Origin of the sequence: Streptomyces sp. NPDC047042 (assembly GCF_040644035.1) — a bacterium.
In the GTDB taxonomy this organism is placed as follows: domain Bacteria; phylum Actinomycetota; class Actinomycetes; order Streptomycetales; family Streptomycetaceae; genus Streptomyces.
Genome location: NZ_JBEYVP010000021.1, coordinates 116468 through 135394 on the forward strand (window position 1 = coordinate 116468; position 18927 = coordinate 135394).

The window sequence follows — 18927 nt, forward strand, 5'->3', positions numbered from 1 at the left end:
GCAACGAGCGTTGCAAGTGTTGCAACACCGTACATCCCTCGTACATCCCTCGACGAGAATCAAGGAGGTTGCATGGGCACCGAGAGCAGTGAGACCGCCCAGGCGCACGCCGGGTTGGCCGGGCTGGCCGCCGAGCGCGTCGACGCCCGCTTCAAGGGCCTTCCGCCGGACGCGGACGGCCTGACGGTCGGCGAGCTGACCGCCCAGCGCCGCAACCTCTTCACCGGCGGCTTCACCACCCCCGTACTGACGCTGTCCGCCGAGCGCCTCACGCACAACCTGGAACTGATGGAGACGTACGCGGCCCGCCACGGCCTCGCCTTCGCCCCGCACGGCAAGACGTCCATGGCCCCCCAGCTCTTCCACCGCCAGCTCGACCACGGCGCCTGGGGCATCACTCTCGCGGTCCCCCATCAGGTGCGCGTCGCCCGCGCCTTCGGTGTCCAACGGGTTTTCCTGGCAAATGAGTTGGTGGATCCTGCGGCCCTGCGCTGGATCGCGTCGGAGCTGGCCGCCGACCCCGAATTCCGGTTCGTCTGTTACGTCGACTCCGTGCGCGGGGTGGAGCTGATGGACGCGGCTCTGTCGGGAACGGGAGCGGGAGCAGGGGCGGGGGCGGGGGCCCGTCCGCTGGACGTGGTCGTCGAACTCGGCGCCGGTGAGGGCGCCCGGACCGGCGTGCGTACGGAGGCGGAGTGCGCGGTGGTCGCGGACGCGGTGGCCGCCGTACCGACGCTGCGGCTGGTCGGGGTCGCGGGGTACGAGGGTGAGGTGCCGCAGGCCGATCCGGAGCGGGTGCGGGCGTGGCTGCGGCGGCTGGTGGCGCTGGCGGCGGACTTCGACAAGGCGGGGCGGTTCGACGGCACGTCCCTTGAGGAGATCGTCGTGAGCGCGGGCGGCAGCGCCTGGTTCGACGCGGTCGCCGACGTGTTCGTGGAGATCCCCGAACTGTCGCTGCCCGTACTGAAGTTGCTGCGCTCGGGGGCGTACGTCTCGCACGACGACGGCCGCTATCGCGAGGTGACCCCGTTCAACCGGGTCCCCGAGGAGGGCGCCCTGGAGCCCGCCTTCCGTCTGTGGACGCAGGTCGTCTCCCGCCCCTCCCCCGAGCAGGCCTTCGTGAACGCGGGCAAGCGGGACGCGGCGTACGACCTGGACCTGCCCGTCGCCCAGGTCGTACGGAGGGAGGGGGCCGGGAAGGGTGCAGGTGGGGACGCCGGGGAGCGGCCGGCCACCGGAGTCACGGTCACCGGGCTCTCCGACCAGCACGCCTGGCTGCACACCGACCCCGGCGCGGATCTGGAGGTCGGCGACTGGCTGGGCCTGGGCCTGTCCCACCCGTGCACGTCGTTCGACAAGTGGCAGCTGATCCCGGTCACGGAGGCGGACGGGACGGTCGTCGAATACATCCGTACGTTCTTCTGACTTCTGACTTCTGAGGAGGGCCCGGCGTGGATGAGCTGGTCATTCGGGACGCCGATGTCGTGGACGGCTCCGGCGGTCCGTCGTATCGCGCGGATGTGGTCGTGGACGGGGGCCGGATCGTCGCGATCGTCCAGGAGGCGGCAGCGGCGGGGTGCCAACGCCCCGAAGCGCGCCGGGAGTTGGACGCGGAGGGCCTGACCCTCTCCCCCGGGTTCGTCGACATGCACGCCCACAGCGATCTGGCCCTGCTCCGCGACCCCGATCACAGTGCGAAGGCCGCACAGGGGGTGACCCTCGAAGTCCTGGGCCAGGACGGGCTGTCGTACGCCCCGGTCGACGACCGCACGCTCGCCGAGGTCCGTCGCGCGATCACCGGCTGGAACGGTCACGGCGACGACATCGACTTCGACTGGCGTTCCGTGGGCGAGTACCTGGACCGCCTGGATCACGGCTTCGACGGCGAGGGAATCGCCGTCAACGCGGCCTACCTGATCCCGCAGGGCACGGTACGGATGCTCGCCGTCGGCTGGGAGGACCGGGAGGCGAAACCCCAGGAGCTGGACCGGATGCGGCAGTTGGTGGCGGAGGGGATGGAGCAGGGCGCGGTGGGCATGTCGTCGGGGCTCACGTACACGCCCGGCATGTACGCCAAGGACGCCGAACTCACGGAACTGTGCCGGGTGGTGGCGCGCTACGGCGGCTACTACTGCCCCCACCACCGTTCGTACGGCGCGGGCGCGCTGGAGGCGTACGCCGAGATGGTGCGGCTGTCGCGCGAGGCTGACTGCCCGCTCCATCTGGCCCACGCCACCATGAACTTCGGTGAGAACAAAGGCCGGGCGCCGGAACTCCTGGCCCTCCTGGACGAGGCGCTGGCCTCGGGCGCGGACCTGACCCTGGACACGTATCCCTACACCCCGGGCTCCACAACTCTGGTGGCGCTGCTGCCGAGTTGGGCGAGCGAGGGCGGCCCGGAGGCGATCCTGCGGCGTCTGGCGGACCCGGACACCGCCGAACGCATCCGGCACCACCTGGAGGTCGCCGGCGCGGACGGCTGCCATGGCGTGCCCATCGAGTGGGACACGATCGAGGTCTCGGGCGTGACCGACCCGGCGCTCGGCGACCTCGTGGGCCGTACGGTGCGGGAGTCGGCGCGGGCGCGCGGCGAGACCCCCTGGTCGACGGCCCGCCACCTCCTCCTGGCCGACCGTCTGGGCACGACGATCCTCCAGCACGTCGGTCACGAGGAGAACGTGCGCGCGATCATGCGCCACCGCGTCCACACGGGCGGCTCGGACGGCATCCTCCAGGGCACGAAGCCGCATCCGCGCGCGTACGGCACGTTCCCGCAGTATCTCGGGCGGTACGCAAGGGAGTTGGGGGTGCTCTCCCTGGAGGAGTGCGTGGCCCATCTGACGTCCCGCCCGGCGGCACGCCTTCGACTCCCCGACCGTGGCCTGGTCCGCGAGGGCTACCGGGCCGACCTGGTCCTGTTCGACGCGAAGACGGTGGCGGCGGGCTCGACGTACGAGGCGCCGCGCACACTCCCGACGGGCATCCCGTATGTGCTCGTCGACGGCCGCTTCGTGATCGAGGACGGCCGCAGGACGGACGTACTGGCGGGGCGGGCGATCCGCCGCACTGAAAACTGACCGCCCGCCCAACCCCCTGGGGGCGCGGGGAACCGCGCGACCAGCCACGACGGCGCAGCAGACGCCTCACGACCGATCCCGCCCCCCCACCTTGCGGCTACGGCTTCGGCAAAACGCACCCGCTCGCGCTCAGGTTCAGCTTATTGTCCAGGCCGAAGCAAGCCGGGATCTGGTAGGTCTCCTGCGCATAGTTGATGCCCGGACGAACAGTCACCGTCCCGTTCGCGTCGACCTCACACGGGTTGTTGTCCGTGCAACGCCCCCCGTCCTCGTTGCCGGTGTTGTTGACGGCGACGACCTTGCCGGTCGCGTTGTCGACGACCGGCGAGCCCGACGTGCCGCCGATGGTCTGGCACGCGGACGTGTAGCGGACCGAGTCCTTCCAGGTCCACGCGCCTTCCTTGAGCCGGTAGGCGAAGCCGTCCACGTTGCAGGCGTACGTCCGCTTCCAGTAGCCGGAGACGACGGTGATCGGGGTGCCGGCGACCGGGTGGGTGTCGTTGAGGGTGAGCGGGTCGATGTTGTACGAGCTCTTGATCGCCGCGTAGGTGGTCGTGAGCTGGTAGATCGACACGTCGGTGTCGGTCATCGTCGCGTACGCGATCTTGCTGGCGCGCAGGGTGGCGACGCGGGTGGCCGCCGCGTTGAGCAGCCCGAAGGTACGAGTGGACGCCTGGTTGACGATGACCTGACCGGCGGCCGGGAAGCCCGTCTCCAGGCAGTGCCCGTTGGACATGACCAGCGCCGGGTCGTCCGCCTCGGAGTTCGGGAAGCGGACGAGCGAGCCGGAACAGTTGGACAGCGAGACGGTACCGGCGAAGTTGACGGCCTGGATGGCGGGTGCGGCCTGTGCTGCCGGTGCCACCTTGGTGACGGCTCTCTTCGCGACGGGCGCGGCCGTGTCGGCCTGCGCGGCGACCGCGGGTGCCGCTCCCGCCCCGGTGATCACCAGGGCTGCGAGCGCGGCAAGGAGAGGCTTGTTCATGTGGGGGTCCCCTCGTACGAAGAAGCGACCGGAGGTTTTCCGGTCGCTCGCTTTTTGTCATGCGCATTGTGATCCGGGAGGGGCGACCGGGGCAAGGAATCGATTCCGGCCGGGGGTTGGCGCGATTGCTACGGATACAGCGTCTCCCCCTTCTCCAGCATCGCCACGAACTTCTCGATCCGGCGCACCCGCGTCTCCGCCCTCTTCGCCTCCTGGACGCGATGGAGGATCGCGAAGCGGTTCTGGCTGTTCAGGGTCGCGAAGAACTCCGCAGCGGCCGGGTTCGCGGCCAGGGCCGCCGCGAGGTCGGGCGGTACCGTGGCGTTCCTCGGGCTGTCGTACGCCGCATCCCAGCGGCCGTCCGCCTTGGCACGGTCGATTTCCGCCAGCCCCGGCGGACGCATCCGGCCCTGTTCGATCAGCGCGGCCACCTTGTTCCGGTTGACCTTGGACCACTTGCTGCGCGGTCTGCGCGGGGTGAAGCGCTGGAGCCACCACTGGTCGTCGAGCGCGGCCTTCTGGCCGTCGATCCAGCCGTAGCAGAGCGCCACGTCCAGGGCCTGGGCGTAGGTCAGGGCCTCGACCCCGGGGCTCTTCTTGCGCAGCCTGAGCCAGATGCCGGCCGGGGTGTCGTGATTCTCGGCGAGCCACGCCTCGAAGTCCTCGGCGGAATCGAACGAGATGCTCTCCACATCCTGAGTCATCCAGGCAGCGAACCACACGCCACTGACACTCGGCGTCCATGTGCGTTCTCATGCCTGCTCATGCGGGTTCAGAACCGCTGGAACAGTACGGGAATCAGGGCGGGTACCGCCGGGACCAGCAGATAGAGAGTTATCCCAGTCATGGCCTTACGGGTCGTGACCGGAAGCACGGGAACGGACCAGACCTGCGTTATCGCCGACTCGCGCGCGCCTTCGGGAAGCGTCTGGTAGAGCATTTTGACGTGATCCTGCTTCACGACCAACGCGGAGTGGTAGCCGATCGAGGACGGGTAGACGATCACCAGGATGTCCACCACCATCACCACCAGCACCACGAACACCATCCATGACGCCGCCGACAGCCAGACCATGAACAGCACCAGCAGGCCGATCAGATGGGCCACCGCGGAGCCGTAGGTCCACAGCATGAACTGGCGCAGGGGGCGCAGTCCCCGGAAGCCGTCGCTGTCGAACTTCATGTTCGGGGTCACCCCGAACCCGATCGCTTCGGACCGGTAGAGATAGATCGTGAAGACGACGCCCATGACCAGCTGCTTCGTCAGGAAGTAGAAGGCGTACGTGCCCGCCGCGCACAGCGCCACGGCGAGTTCGGGGTGGGTGTGCCGGTTGGCCCACCAGCCGTCGTAGACCGCGGAGCGCCAGACCGGGTCGGGAAGCTCGGTGGGGTTCCAGGTCTCCATGAGGCCATGGGTGTTGACGAGGCCGTACAGGAAGAAGGTGGCCGTCGCCATGGCCACCACGATGGCCGCCGAGAGGTCCCGGCGGCCGAGTGCGGCCAACCACTTGTTGGTCCGTCGGACCAGCCGGTTGTGCTGGGAGACCTGCCCGTCGGACAGCTTCTCCGCACCTCCGTTGCGCACGTTCATCTGTACGAAGTCGCCGATGGCCAGCACCTGCTGACAGCAGAAGACCGGCGTGACGAAGACGACCACCAGCACGACGAGGCCGGCCGGGTCCTGGAGCAGGGACAGGCTCACGCCGCCCAGTTCGGCGTGGTCGGTGAACAGGTAGCTCAGGGCCCACCGTCTGCCCGCCTCCGGCCGCGCCCCCAGCACTCCGCCGACCCCGGCCAGTATCAGCAGCGTGACAGCGCCGGCCAGGCCGAGCAGCCGGATCTTGGCCTTGGCCGTGAGCGGCCAGTACAGCAGGCGGATCAACCGACGGACGGCGTTCCGACGCGACGGCGGCACCCCGCGCAGCCGGCGCATCGCCCAGCGGTAGTCGACAGGTTCGGTGCTTTGGAAAACTCTTCCGATTCGCTGCGGCTGCAAGGCCTCGAGCTGTTGCATCGCGCCCCCGATGGCGACAACACCCGATCACTGTCATGGCCTGATCGCCGTCACGGCCTGATCACTGTCATGGCCCGATCGCTGTTCATGACCAGTGCCCTATTTTGCCCCGTCTCAAGTGGCGGAAAACACCACGCGGGAAGCGTTACCCGGCCGTAAGCTCACGGACATGCAGCTGATCCAGTCGACCAAGCTAGCCAACGTCTGTTACGAGATCCGGGGCCCGGTTCTCGAAGAGGCGATGCGGCTCGAGGCGGCAGGGCACCGCATTCTCAAGCTGAACACCGGCAACCCGGCGGCCTTCGGCTTCGAGGCCCCGCCCGAGATCCTGGAGGACATCCTCCGCAACGTGTCGTCGGCCCACGGGTACGGCGACGCGAAGGGGCTGCTGGCGGCCCGCCGGGCGGTCGTCATGCACAACCAGACCCTCGGCATCGAGACGGACGTCGAGCACGTGTTCGTCGGCAACGGCGTCTCCGAGCTGATCGTGATGGCGATGCAGGCCCTGCTCGACGACGGCGACGAGGTGCTCGTACCCGCCCCCGACTACCCCCTGTGGACGGCGGCGGTCTCCCTCTCCGGCGGTACGGCGGTCCACTACCGCTGCGACGAGCAGGCCGACTGGATGCCGGACCTCGCGGACATCGAGCGCAAGGTCACCGACCGCACCAAGGCGATCGTCATCATCAACCCGAACAACCCGACGGGCGCGGTGTACGACGACGCCATGCTCCGGGGGCTGACGGACATCGCCCGCCGCCACAACCTCCTCGTCTGCTCGGACGAGATCTACGACAAGATCCTGTACGACGGCACCACGCACACCTCGACCGCGAAGATCGCCCCCGACCTCCTCACCCTCACCTTCAACGGCATGTCGAAGGCGTACCGGGTCGCCGGCTACCGGGTCGGCTGGATGTCGATCTCCGGGCCCCGCGCGCACGCCGACTCGTACATCGAGGGCCTCACCATCCTGGCGAACATGCGCCTGTGCGCGAACATGCCGGGGCAGCACGGTGTCGTCGCCGCGCTCAGCGGACGCCAGACCATCAACGACCTGGTGCTGCCGGGCGGGCGGCTCAAGGAGCAGATGGACGTCGCGTACGAGCTGCTCACGCAGATCCCGGGCGTCAGCTGCGTGAAGCCGAAGGGGGCGCTCTATCTCTTCCCGCGCCTCGACCCGAACGTGTTCAGGATCAAGGACGACCGGCGCATGGTCCTGGACCTGCTCCGCCGCGAGAAGATCATGGTCGTGCAGGGTACGGGCTTCAACTGGCCCGAGCAGGACCACTTCCGCGTCGTCACCCTGCCCACGGTCGGCGACCTGCGGGACGCCGTGAACCGGATCGGCAACTTCCTGGACGGCTACAGCCAGCCGTAAACCTGCCGGGGAGCACTTTTCGCGATCGGGCTCAACTTTAGACTGGATCTAAGCTAGGATGGCTTCCTGTCAGCGCACAGGAGGCCATCTCCCCATGTACGAACCGATCCGCACCCCCTCGGTCCACAGCACCCGCACCGCGCTGGCCGGCACCGCCTCGGACTTTCCCCACAGGTCGCGTGAGGAGGAGCTGGACATCCAGCTGGCCGGACATCTCGCCGCGCTCCTCACCGCCACGGATGAGCTGCGCGCACTCGCGCCCTCGGCCGACCTGGACACCGCCGCGGAGCGGCTTGCCGGGGAGGTGAGCAGGTTGCGGGGTGGGCGTACGCCGGTCCGTGCTTCGGCGCCCGCGCAGGGTCAGGGTGGGGCCGATCTTGCCGTGCTGCATCAGCGGGCGCATGCGCTTGCCGGGCGGGCGCTGGTTGTCGCGGCGTCGCGGGCGGATACGGCGGCGGCGATTCTTGCCGCTGAGCGTATGGACGCGCACGCCGAGGCGGTCGAGGGCCGCGCGCTCGCGTCACGCTGAGCCCCCTTCGGGGCTCCCCTGACGGCCCCGGTCCGCGCGCTCCCGCAGCGACGCGCGGGCCGGGTGCCACGCACTGCGTTGGCTTGAGCAGGGCGCCTTTTGCAGTAGGGGGTTCGGTTGTTCGGCGAGTGCGGGTGCGTTGTGGCTTGTCGCGCAGTTCCCCGCGCCCCTTGGGGGGTGGGGGTGCCGTGAGTGGGTGGCTGCGGGCCCGGCCGTGGCTTGTCGCGCAGTTCCTCGCGCCCCTTGGGGGTGGGGGTGCCGTGAGTGGGTGGCTGCGGGCCCGGCCGTGGCTTGTCGCGCAGTTCCCCGCGCCCCTTGGGGGCGTTGCGTAACGGGACCAGTGGTTCACTGGCTGTTCATTCTTTTTGGCGGGGAACGTTGGATTCCGGGAGCACGCTCCCGGCGTGAGACGAATTGCAGGGATTGTCCTCGCGGTTCTGCTGATCGGTGGCGTGGTGGCAGCCGTCGTGGCGGGCCGGGACAACGGGGACCGGAGCACGGCAACGAAGACCGTGCGTGGAGTGATCGGGTCGGAGAAGGCCGAGTTCTTCGCCGACCCCGACGTGGTGAAGGCCCTCGCCGCCAAGGGCTACACCGTGCGGACGGAGACCTCCGGGTCGTGGGCCATGGAAGGCCTCGACCTCGAGGGCTACGACTTCGCCTTTCCGTCCAGTCAGGCGCCCGCCGACGAACTGGCCGCCAAGTACAAGGCACGGCAGCCCCTGCCGCGGCCCTTCTACTCGCCGCTCGTCGTCGTGGCCCACCGCAACGCCGCCGAGGTGCTCGCGGCGAACGGGCTCGCGACCCTCGACAAGGGTCAGCACCGCGGCACGCTCAAGATGGCCGCCTATCTGGACGCGGCCGACGCCGACCGCACCTGGCAGCAGCTCAAGGGCGCCGATAAATATGGGGAGTTGACCGGCACCCTCTACATCGCCTCCACCGACCCGGAGAGTTCCAGCTCCGGTGCCCTCTACCTCGCCGCGACCAGTTACGTGGGGAACGGTGGCCGGGTGGTGGCGAGCGAGGCCGATGTGCGGCGCACGGCGCCCCTGATGCGCAAGCTGGTCAGCGTCCAGGGCGCCCAACAGCCCAGCTCCGACGCCGCGTTCCGGGACTTCGTGAGCGGCGCCGGAAACCCGCTGGTGCTGGTGTACGAGTCGCAGATCGCCGCGCTGCTCGGGAACCGGGAGAGCGTCGGCGACCTCACCGTCCTCTACCCCGACACCACGGCCAACAGCGACCACACCGTCGTACCGCTGACCGAAGAGGGCCGTTCCCTCGGTCAACTCCTCAGCGACGACCCGGTGTTGCGCAAGCTCGCCGTCCGGCACGGGTTCCGGCCGCAGGGCGACGCCGCCGAGTTCGTCGCGGCCACTGCGGCCCACGCCGCCTACCTCAACCAGACACTGACCGGCGTCCGGCAGGCGCCCGTGCCCACCTCCAAGGTGCTGCACGAGATGGCGCGCCGGGCCCGGGGACAGTCATGAACAGGGGGACAACGCACATGAACTTTCAGAAGCCCAGCCGGCACCCGAACGCGAACACCAGCCAGAACAGCAGTCAGAGCGCGCCTCCGAGTGGAGCTCAGAGCGGTGACGACATCTTCACGCTCACCCCGCCCGAGCCCGTCGCCGCCGTCCCCCGTGAGAGGGCCGGCGGGCTCGTCCCCGTCGACGACGGTGTCCGTACCGACATGGCCCGCAAGGCCGCCGAGTACGTCGGGCAGCTCGCCGCCCTCGACGCCCGCTCGCCCGAGTTCGCGGGCCGGGTCGGGGAGATCACCGGACTCGGCGCCGGTGAGCTGCGGACGGCCGCCGCGCAGTCCAACCGCATGCTGGAAAGGGCCGTACGCAGCCTGCCGGGCAACGGCGGGGACGCCCAGTCGCAGGTGGCGGGCTCACTCGTCGAACTCCGGCGGGTGGTCGAGGACTTGGACCCGCGCGACCTGCCCGCCGGAAAGGGACGCAAGCTCCTGTCCAGACTGCCCGGCGGCAACAAACTGCGCGACCACGTCGCCAAGTACGCCTCCTCGCAGGCCACTTTGAACAAGATCGTGGGCTCGCTGCGCGGCGGACAGGACGAACTGCGCAGGGACAGCGCCGCGTTGCAGACCGAACGCGTCCGCCTCTGGGAGACCATGGGCAAGCTCCAGGAGTACGTCGTCCTGACGGAAGCCCTGGACTCCGCCGTCGAGCGGCACATCGGCGGCGTCGAGGCGGCCGACCCGGCTGGCGCCGACCACCTGCGCGCGGACGTGCTCTTCCCGGTCCGGCAGAAGCACCAGGACCTGCTGACCCAGCTCGCGGTGTGCGCCCAGGGCTACCTCGCCATGGACGTCGTACGCCGCAACAACGACGAGTTGATCAAGGGTGTCGACCGCGCGGCCACCACGACCGTGTCCGCGCTGCGCATCTCCGTGATGCTGGCCTCCGCCCTCGACAACCAGAAGAGGGTCATCGAGCAGGTCAACTCGCTGCGCGGGACCACCGAGGACCTCATCCGGGGCAACGCCGAGATGCTGGCCACCCAGAGCGGGGAGATCCAGCGCATCGCCGCCGATCCCGCCGTCGGGGCCGAGACCCTCAGACACGCCTTCCAGCAGATCTACCGCACCCTCGACACCATCGACACCTACAAGGTGCAGGCGACCGAGGCGATGGCAGCGACCGTGGAGTCCCTGACGTCCGAACTCCAGCAGGCGAGCGCCTACTTGGAGCGCAGCCGGTCGCGGGGCGCGCTGGACGGAGGACAGGTATGAGCATGAGCCTGGATCTCCCGAGACGCCGGCTGGCGGCGGCCGCCGTTCTGGCGCTCGCTCTCCTGACCGGCTGCACATCCCAGCAGGACCCCGAGCCGCCGTTCGGCAACGGCTCCCCCGAGCCCGGCACCCTCCGTGTCCTCGCCTCCAGCGAGCTGTCCGACATGACGCCCGTGCTCAAGCGGGTGGAGAAGGACACCGGTATCAAGGTCCGGCCCACCTACATGGGCACCCTCGACGCGATCGACATGCTGGCGACGGGCAAGACGGACGGCAAATACGACGCGCTCTGGCTGTCCTCCAACGACTATCTGCGGCTGCGTCCCGACGCGGCGAGGAAGGTCGTGTCCGAGACGCCCGTCATGTCCAGCCCGGTCGCCATCGGCGTCAGGGCGGCCACCGTGCGCAAGCTGGGCTGGCAGCCCGACCAGGTCACCTGGTCCCAGGTGGAGACGGCGGTACGGGACGGCAGGCTGACGTACGGCATGACGGATCCGGCGCGCTCCAACTCCGGCTTCTCCACGCTGATCTCGGTCGCCTCGGGGCTCTCGGGAGCGCAGTCCGCGCTGACCGACGCGGATGTGCAGAAGGCGTCCCCGCGGCTGAAGGAGTTCTTCAAGGGGCAGAAGCTGACGTCCAGTTCGTCGGGCTGGCTCGCGGCCGCCTACGACCGGCGCGGCACCGTCGACGCGCTGCTCAACTACGAGTCCGTCCTCAAGGGCATCCCCGGCCTCACCGTGATCCGCCCCCGCGACGGTGTCGTCACCGCCGACTACCCGATCACCTCGCTCGCGTCGACCGACGCCGCGACCCGCGAGGACGTCCGCCGGCTGACCGAGGCCCTGCGCACCCCGGCGACGCAGCGCCGCATCACCGACCTCACGCACCGCCGCCCGGTCGTCGCGTCCGTACCACCCGCGACCGGCCTCGACACCGCGCGCCGCCGCGAACTCCCCTTCCCCGGCAGCCGGTCCGTCGCCGACGGGCTGCTCGACGCGTACGAGAACAAACTGCGCCGCCCCTCCCGGACCGTGTACGTCCTCGACACCTCGGGCTCGATGGAGGGCGACCGGCTCGCCGGTCTCAAGGAGGCGCTGCGCGGTCTCACCGGGGACTTCCGGCACCGCGAGGAGGTCACGCTGATGTCGTTCGGATCGGACGTGAAGAGCGTACGGACCCATGTCGTGAGCCCCGCAGATCCGCAGAGCGGGCTCGACGCGATCCGCCGGGACACGGACGCGCTGTCGGCGGACGGCGGCACGGCGATCTACACCTCGCTGGAGAAGGCGTACGAACAACTCCGCGCCGACCGCGACACGTTCACGTCGATCGTGCTGATGACGGACGGCGAGAACACGGAGGGCGCGAAGGCGGCGGAGTTCGACAACTTCTACCGGCAACTCCCGGCCCGGCAGCGGGAGATACCCGTGTTCCCCATCCTCTTCGGCGACTCCGACCGCGCCGAGCTGGCGCACATCGCCGAGTTGACCGGTGGCCGTCTCTTCGACGCCCAGCAGGGGTCGCTCGACGGCGCGTTCAAGGAGATCCGTGGCTACCAGTAGACAGACGGGGCCCGCGGGTTCCGCGGGGTCCACCGGGTTCCTGGGGTTCCTGGAGTCGCGCAAGAACATCGCCGGCAGTGCGTGCGGGCTGCTGGGCCTGGCGCTGACCTTCACCGGTCTGGCGGGGCCGTACTGGCCTGTCGTCGTCGCCGGGCTGTACGGCGCGGGTGCGCTGATCGCCCCGCCGGAGCGGCAGCCCCTGCCGGACTTCCCGGACCCGTCGGCCCGGCTCTCCGCGCAACTCGACGAGCTGCGGGGCGACTTCGAGCGGCTGGAGGAGTATCTGGGGCAGGTCGGGCTGCCGCCCGCGGCGGCCGGGCAGGTGACCGAACTGACCGGGCTGGTCGGCGCGTTGCTGGAGCCCGGGTGGGTGACGGAGGTGCTGGCCCAGGACCCGGAAGGGGTGCATGTGCTGTCGCGGATCGTGCGGCAGGACCTGCCCGAGGCCGTCGACAGTTTCGTACGCGCGCGGTGGTGGACACGGCTGGCGCCGGGGCAGGAGCCGCCGGAACGGCATCTGGAGCGGCAACTCGGGCTGCTCCGGCAGGAGGCGGAGGGGCTGGCGGCGGGCCTCAGGGAGATCGAGGCCCGCCGTCAGGAGTCGCACACCCGCTACCTGGAGGGCCGGGGGCCCGGGAGCGGCGGGCTCGGCGGCTGACGTACACACCGCGCTGCCCGTGCTGTGAGAGGTTCACCGCGGCCGGCCATGACGACATCGCAGGTCAGGGCAAGTCCGACCGGCCGCGGAGTCGGGAAAGGATCCGTGGGCCTAGCCCAGACGCTGCACCAGCGCCCGGTACTCGTCCCACAGCTCCTTCGGGGTGTGTTCGCCGAACGTGTTCAGGTGTTCGGGGACCAGCGCCGCTTCCTCGCGCCACACGTCCTTGTCGACCGTGAGCAGGAAGTCGAGGTCGGACTCGGAGAGTTCGAGACCGTCGGTGTCGAGCGCGCCCTTGGCCGGGAGCACACCGATCGGCGTGGCGACGCCCTCGGCCTTGCCGTCCAGCCGGTCCACGATCCACTTCAGGACCCGGCTGTTCTCACCGAAGCCGGGCCACACGAACTTGCCCTCGTCGTTCTTGCGGAACCAGTTGACGTAGTAGATCTTCGGCAGCTTGGACTGGTCCTTGTCCTTCGCCACGTCGATCCAGTGCGCCATGTAGTCGCCCATGTTGTAGCCGCAGAACGGCAGCATGGCGAAGGGGTCGCGGCGCAGTTCGCCGACCTTGCCCTCGGCGGCGGCCGTCTTCTCGGAAGCCACGTTGGCGCCCAGGAAGACACCGTGGTTCCAGTCGAAGGACTCCGTGACCAGCGGTACGGCGGTGGCGCGCCGCCCGCCGAACAGGATCGCCGAGATCGGCACGCCCCTCGGGTCCTCCCACTCGGGCGCGATGATCGGGCACTGCGCGGCGGGGGTGGTGAAGCGGGCGTTGGGGTGCGCGGCCGGGACCCCCGACTCGGGCGTCCAGTCGTTGCCCTTCCAGTCCGTCAGGTGGGCCGGAGTCTCCTCCGTCATGCCCTCCCACCAGATGTCGCCGTCGTCGGTGAGGGCGACATTGGTGAAGACCGAGTTGCCCCACAGCGTCTTCATCGCGTTGGCGTTGGTGTGCTCACCGGTGCCGGGCGCGACGCCGAAGAAACCGGCCTCGGGGTTGATGGCGTACAGCCGGCCGTCCTCGCCGAAGCGCATCCAGGCGATGTCGTCGCCGATCGTCTCGACGGTCCAGCCGCCGACCGTCGGCTCCAGCATCGCCAGGTTCGTCTTGCCGCAGGCCGACGGGAAGGCCGCGGCGACGTACTTGGACTCGCCCTGCGGCGGGGTCAGCTTCAGGATGAGCATGTGCTCGGCGAGCCAGCCCTCGTCCCGCGCCATCACGGAGGCGATGCGCAGGGCGTAGCACTTCTTGCCGAGCAGCGCGTTGCCGCCGTACCCGGAGCCGTAGGACCAGATCTCGCGGCTCTCGGGGAAGTGCGAGATGTACTTCGTGGAGTTGCACGGCCACGGCACATCGGCCTCGCCCTCGGCCAGCGGCGCCCCGAGCGTGTGCACAGCACGCACGAAGAAACCGTCGGTACCGAGCTCGTCGAGGACCGGCTGACCCATGCGCGTCATCGTGCGCATGGACACGGCGACATACGCCGAGTCGGTGATCTCGACGCCGATCGCGGACAGCGGCGAGCCGAGAGGGCCCATGCAGAACGGGACGACGTACATCGTCCGGCCCTTCATGGAGCCGCGGAAGACGCCCTTCTCCCCCGCGAAGATCTCCCGCATCTCGGCGGGGTCCTTCCAGTGGTTCGTGGGTCCCGCGTCCTCCTCCTTCTCGGAGCAGATGAAGGTGCGGTCCTCGACGCGCGCGACGTCGGTCGGGTCGGAGGCCGCGTAGTAGGAGTTGGGGCGTTTGATCGGGTCCAGTTTCCTGAAGGTGCCCTTGTGGACGAGCTCTTCGCACAGTCGCTCGTACTCGGTCTCGGATCCGTCACACCAGACCACGTTGTCCGGCTGCGTCAGTTCTGCGATCTCGTTCACCCACGAGATCAGTTGCTTGTGGTTGGTCGGGACGGTGCCTGAGAGGAAGGTGTCAGGGGGAACGGGAGCCGCGATGTCGCGCGCCACGATTGCTCCTTGAATGAGGGTTTTTTGTTGACTGCCCCTTGGGGGCCGCGACCCGGATGCTTCACGGTGTTGATCTTGGCGCTCATCCGGTGCCGACCGCACTCATTTGATCATCCGACCGTAGCGCCCATCTGTCCAGAGGGCCTCACAGCTGAGCGACGTGACCATCGCCACTCATCCGGCACCCGCCCGGGCGTTTCCTCTGGGTCACCGCCTATTCACCTGGCGCATCCGGACGCCAACCCATATGAGAGGCTGGCCACTTCCGAGCCCCTCCCGCCTCGAACTGACGCGTAACTTACGGTTACGTAGGTACGATGGCCGCCATGACTGCGTCCGCCCCCGACGCGCCCCTGGACTCACCGGCCGCCGGCCGCGGTCCTGTGGCGCTCTCGCTGCCACATTCCGATGAGATCAAGCCCAAGCTGCGCGGCTGGTTGCATCTCGGCATGTTTCCGGCCGTACTCATCTCCGGTCTGGTGCTCACCGCGCTCGCCAGTTCGAGCCGCGCGCGCATCGCCTGCGGGATCTTCACCCTCACCGCGTGCCTGCTGTTCGGCGTGAGCGCGCTCTACCACCGCGGTACCTGGAGTCCGCGCATGGACGGCGTCCTGCGCAGACTCGACCATTCGAACATCTTTTTGATCATCGCGGGCACCTACACCCCGCTGACGATGCTGCTGCTCCCCGCCAGCAAGGGCCAGTGGCTCCTGTGGGGCATCTGGGGCGCCGCCCTGGCCGGTATCGCCTTCCGCGTCTTCTGGGTCGGCGCCCCGCGCTGGCTCTACACTCCCTGCTACATCGCGATGGGCTGGGCGGCGGTCTTCTTCCTGCCGGACTTCATGCGCGCCGGCGGCATCGCGGTCCTGGTGCTGGTCATCGTCGGCGGGCTCCTCTACAGCGCGGGCGGCGTGATCTACGGCCTCAAGCGCCCGAACCCGTCACCGCGCTGGTTCGGCTTCCACGAGGTGTTCCACTCCCTCACCCTCGCGGCGTTCGTCACGCACTACATCGGCATCTCGATGGTGGCGTACCAGCACGGATAGCCCCTGGGCGGCCGTTCTGCCGGAGAATGCCCGTATGACGGCCGCCGCACCCGCACCCACCTCACCGCTCGCCGACCGGCCCCGGCCGGGCCTGCGCGAGCGGAAGAAGATCAAGACCCGGACGGCCATCCGTACCGCGACATACGAACTGATCGAGCAGCATGGCTACGACGCCACGACGATCGAGCAGATCGCCGAGCGGGCCGAGGTGTCGCCGTCCACGGTCTTCCGCTATTTCCCCACCAAAGAGGACATCGTGCTCACCGACGAGTACGACACCGTACTGGAGGAAGACCTGCGCGCCCGCCCGGCGGACGAACCGTGGCTCGACTCCCTGCGGTACGTCCTGCGGAAGGCCATCGGGACGAGCGGGGCGGAGGAGCCGGAGGTGACCCGCCTGCGGAGTCGGCTGATGCTGGAGGTCCCGGCGGTCCGCTCACGCATGATCGAGAGCATGTCGGAGACGGGACGTCTGCTGTGCCGGGTGATCGCGGAACGCACGGGGCGCGACTCGGCGGACCTGGAGGTCCGGGTGTACGCGATGTCGCTGATCGGCGGCTTGGCGGAGATCAGCGTCCACTGGGCCCAGAACAACTACAGGGACGATCTGACAGACCTGGTCGACCGCACCCTGAACGTCTTCGACCGGGGCCTACCGGGCCTGTGACAATGTCCAGCGCCGGCCCGTCCCGCCCCCTCAGCCCGTCCGGCGTTTGAGGACAAGGCCCGTTCAGGGCCGTAGGGGGGTCTGGGGGCGCAGCCCCCAGGAAGGGATGGGACGGGTAGGGGCGGCGGGGGCGAATTCAACCCCCCAACACACCCCGCAACCGCTCCGGATCAGTGGTCGGCGCATCACAGGTGAAATGCTGGCACACATACGCCGTAGCCTCACCCCCGACAAGAACCCGCCCGGCAAGCAACGGCAACTCCTCGCTCCCCACAGCCCCCACCGCGACCACAGCCCCCGGCGCCGTCCCGAGAAGCGCCGTACGGTGCAGCACCGCCGTAGCCGGATCATGCAGGTCCGCCCCCACAACCGCCACCTCCCGCGGCCCATCGATCAACGCCTCGGCAACAGCCAACCCCCACCCGATGAACCGCGGCACCCGAGGCCCCAGCGCCTTCACAACCCCCAACGCCCGCTCGGCGGCGGCCCGATGCGGCTCGGCCCCGGTCTGGGCCGCGTACCCGAGCAACGCCCCGGCGGCGGCCGTCCACCCGGAGGGCACCGCGTTGTCGGTCGGATCCTGAGGCCGCCGAATGAGCTGCTCGGCGTCGTTCGCGGTGTCGAACAACGCCCCCGACTCCGCGTCGACGAACCGCGCGAGCACATGGTCGAGCAGGAACCCGGCGAACTCCAGCCACACCCCCTCCCCGGTCACGGAGGCAAGCGCGAGGAACCCCTCGGCGACATCGGCGTAGTCCTCCAGCACCCCGGCGTTCGCCCCGACCTGCCCCTCCTTGCTGGTACGGGCGAGCTGGGCCCGGTCGTCCAGATGAACCCGTACGAGGAGATCGGCGGCCGCGAGCGCGGCGTCCACGAGGTCGGGACGCTCGAAGTAGGCGCCGGTCTCGGCGAGCGCGGCGATAGCAAGCCCGTTCCAGGCGGCGACCACCTTGTCGTCCCGGCCGGGAGCGGGCCGCTCGTTCCGGGCGGCCAGCAACCGCACCCGAATGGACTCGACCTTCTCGGCGTCGAACACACCCTCGTGCTGCGGAAGCTGGAGGACGGAGGCGCCCTCCTCGAAGGTCCCCTCCGCCGTCACCCCGAAGTAGTGCGCGGCAAGCTCCGCGTCCTCGGCACCGAGCACCTCGGCGAGCTGGGCCGGCGTCCAGACGTAATAGGCGCCCTCGACATGCTTGCCGGTCCCGTCGTCACTGTCGGCGTCCAGCGCGGACGCGAACCCCCCTTCGTTCGTGCGGAGTTCACGCACCATGAAGTCGGCGGTCTCGAGGGCGACGCGCCGGGCGAGCTCGGAGCCGGTGGCACGCCAGAGGTGGGCGTACACGCGGCACAGCAGCGCGTTGTCGTACAGCATCTTCTCGAAGTGGGGCACGACCCACTCCCGGTCCACGGAGTACCGGGCGAACCCGCCGCCGAGCTGGTCGTAGATCCCGCCCCTGGCCATGCGCTCGCAGGTGTCCTGGGCCATCTGCAGCGCCCCTTCGGCCCCCGTACGGGCGCCGTGCCGCAACAGGAACTCCAGGACCATCGACGGCGGGAACTTGGGGGCGCCGCCGAATCCGCCGCGCTGGGCGTCGTACTCCCGGGTCAGCCCGAGCAGCGCCCTGGCCTGCTCCTCCTCGCCGGGCGCCTCGGGCGTGCCGTACTCGATCTCGCGTCCGGCAAGGTCCCGCACGATCTTCTGCGCGACCTCGGCGACCTCGTCCCGCCGGTCGGTCCAGGCGGTGTGGACCCCCTCGAGGACCTGCTGGAACGAGGGCATGCCGCTGCGGGGCGAGGGCGGGAAGTAGGTGCCGAAGTAGAAGGGTTCGGCGTCCGGGGTGAGGAACACGGTCATGGGCCAGCCGCCCTGCCCGGTCGCCGCCTGGACGGCCTCCATGTAGACGGCGTCGACGTCGGGGCGCTCCTCGCGGTCGACCTTGACGCTGACGAAGTGCGCGTTGAGGTAGTCGGCGGTGGCCTGGTCCTCGAAGGACTCGTGCGCCATGACATGGCACCAGTGGCACGCCGAGTAGCCGACCGAGAGCAGGACGGGCACGTTGCGCCGTCGCGCCTCCTCGAAGGCCTCCGGTTCCCAGGGCCACCAGTCGACCGGGTTGTCAGCATGCTGGAGCAGGTAGGGCGAGGTCACGCCGGCCAACCGGTTCATGCGGGCCAGCCTCTCACAGGGGCCGGCCTCGTCGGCGGGTCCCACACAGCCGAGGCATCACGCGGTTCGTGCCACACCCTGACAACTTCCTGATCTCCGCGCTCCACGCTGGCCCCATGCA

At 69.5% G+C, this 18927-nt stretch carries 15 protein-coding genes; 10 read left to right on the forward strand and 5 right to left on the reverse strand.

Features of this window, described 5'->3' with window-relative positions; translation table 11 throughout:
- Positions 1-72: 72 nt before the first annotated feature.
- Together ABZ855_RS25075 and ABZ855_RS25080 are read left to right on the forward strand one after the other, a co-directional pair.
- Positions 73-1425 carry an amino acid deaminase gene (locus ABZ855_RS25075; RefSeq protein ID WP_360810343.1) on the forward strand — a complete coding sequence of 451 codons (1353 nt, stop codon included), beginning with the start codon at positions 73-75 and terminating at the stop codon, positions 1423-1425.
- A 26-nt stretch (positions 1426-1451) separates the two neighbouring features.
- On the forward strand, positions 1452-3077 hold the full coding sequence (locus ABZ855_RS25080) for a D-aminoacylase (RefSeq protein ID WP_360810345.1): 1626 nt from the start codon (positions 1452-1454) through the stop codon (positions 3075-3077).
- Positions 3078-3174: 97 nt separating this feature from the next.
- On the opposite strand, the gene ABZ855_RS25085 is transcribed toward ABZ855_RS25080, so the two are convergent.
- From ABZ855_RS25085 to ABZ855_RS25095, 3 genes are all read right to left on the reverse strand, one after another.
- The gene (locus ABZ855_RS25085; RefSeq protein ID WP_360810347.1) at positions 3175-4062 is read right to left on the reverse strand and encodes a serine protease; all 888 of its coding nucleotides are present in this window, start codon (positions 4060-4062) and stop codon (positions 3175-3177) included.
- Positions 4063-4190: 128 nt separating this feature from the next.
- On the reverse strand, positions 4191-4766 hold the full coding sequence (locus ABZ855_RS25090; RefSeq protein ID WP_360810349.1) for a YdeI/OmpD-associated family protein: 576 nt from the start codon (positions 4764-4766) through the stop codon (positions 4191-4193).
- A 68-nt stretch (positions 4767-4834) separates the two neighbouring features.
- On the reverse strand, positions 4835-5995 hold the full coding sequence (locus ABZ855_RS25095) for a hypothetical protein (protein WP_360810351.1): 1161 nt from the start codon (positions 5993-5995) through the stop codon (positions 4835-4837).
- 250 nt (positions 5996-6245) lie between these two features.
- On the opposite strand from ABZ855_RS25095, the gene ABZ855_RS25100 reads away from it, so the two are divergent.
- The 6 genes from ABZ855_RS25100 to ABZ855_RS25125 all read left to right on the forward strand — a co-directional run bounded on the left by ABZ855_RS25100 (position 6246) and on the right by ABZ855_RS25125 (position 12967).
- Positions 6246-7457, forward strand: a complete 1212-nt coding sequence (locus ABZ855_RS25100; protein ID WP_360810353.1) for a pyridoxal phosphate-dependent aminotransferase — start codon at positions 6246-6248, stop codon at positions 7455-7457.
- Positions 7458-7551: 94 nt separating this feature from the next.
- Positions 7552-7986, forward strand: coding sequence for a hypothetical protein (locus ABZ855_RS25105; RefSeq protein WP_360810355.1), 435 nt, complete (start codon positions 7552-7554; stop codon positions 7984-7986).
- Between the two features lie 404 nt (positions 7987-8390).
- Entirely contained in the window at positions 8391-9476 is a 1086-nt protein-coding gene (locus ABZ855_RS25110; protein ID WP_360810357.1) for a substrate-binding domain-containing protein, read from the forward strand.
- A gap of 17 nt (positions 9477-9493) precedes the next feature.
- Positions 9494-10747 carry a toxic anion resistance protein gene (locus ABZ855_RS25115; protein WP_360810359.1) on the forward strand — a complete coding sequence of 418 codons (1254 nt, stop codon included), beginning with the start codon at positions 9494-9496 and terminating at the stop codon, positions 10745-10747.
- A 2-nt stretch (positions 10748-10749) separates the two neighbouring features.
- Positions 10750-12309, forward strand: a complete 1560-nt coding sequence (locus tag ABZ855_RS25120; RefSeq protein WP_360810361.1) for a substrate-binding and VWA domain-containing protein — start codon at positions 10750-10752, stop codon at positions 12307-12309.
- Between the two features lie 40 nt (positions 12310-12349).
- A complete protein-coding gene (locus ABZ855_RS25125) occupies positions 12350-12967 on the forward strand; it encodes a hypothetical protein (RefSeq protein WP_360810453.1) in 618 nt (205 codons plus the stop codon).
- 111 nt (positions 12968-13078) lie between these two features.
- On the opposite strand, the gene ABZ855_RS25130 is transcribed toward ABZ855_RS25125, so the two are convergent.
- Positions 13079-14926, reverse strand: coding sequence for a phosphoenolpyruvate carboxykinase (GTP) (locus tag ABZ855_RS25130; RefSeq protein WP_360810363.1), 1848 nt, complete (start codon positions 14924-14926; stop codon positions 13079-13081).
- Positions 14927-15252: 326 nt separating this feature from the next.
- Between ABZ855_RS25130 and ABZ855_RS25135 the strand changes: the two genes are divergently transcribed.
- On the forward strand, positions 15253-15972 hold the full coding sequence (locus ABZ855_RS25135; RefSeq protein WP_319211233.1) for a hemolysin III family protein: 720 nt from the start codon (positions 15253-15255) through the stop codon (positions 15970-15972).
- A 34-nt stretch (positions 15973-16006) separates the two neighbouring features.
- On the forward strand, positions 16007-16639 hold the full coding sequence (locus tag ABZ855_RS25140; RefSeq protein ID WP_360810365.1) for a TetR family transcriptional regulator: 633 nt from the start codon (positions 16007-16009) through the stop codon (positions 16637-16639).
- 136 nt (positions 16640-16775) lie between these two features.
- Here ABZ855_RS25140 and ABZ855_RS25145 read toward each other — a convergent pair whose 3' ends face one another.
- On the reverse strand, positions 16776-18806 hold the full coding sequence (locus ABZ855_RS25145; protein WP_360810367.1) for a thioredoxin domain-containing protein: 2031 nt from the start codon (positions 18804-18806) through the stop codon (positions 16776-16778).
- Between the last annotated feature and the right edge of the window lie 121 nt (positions 18807-18927).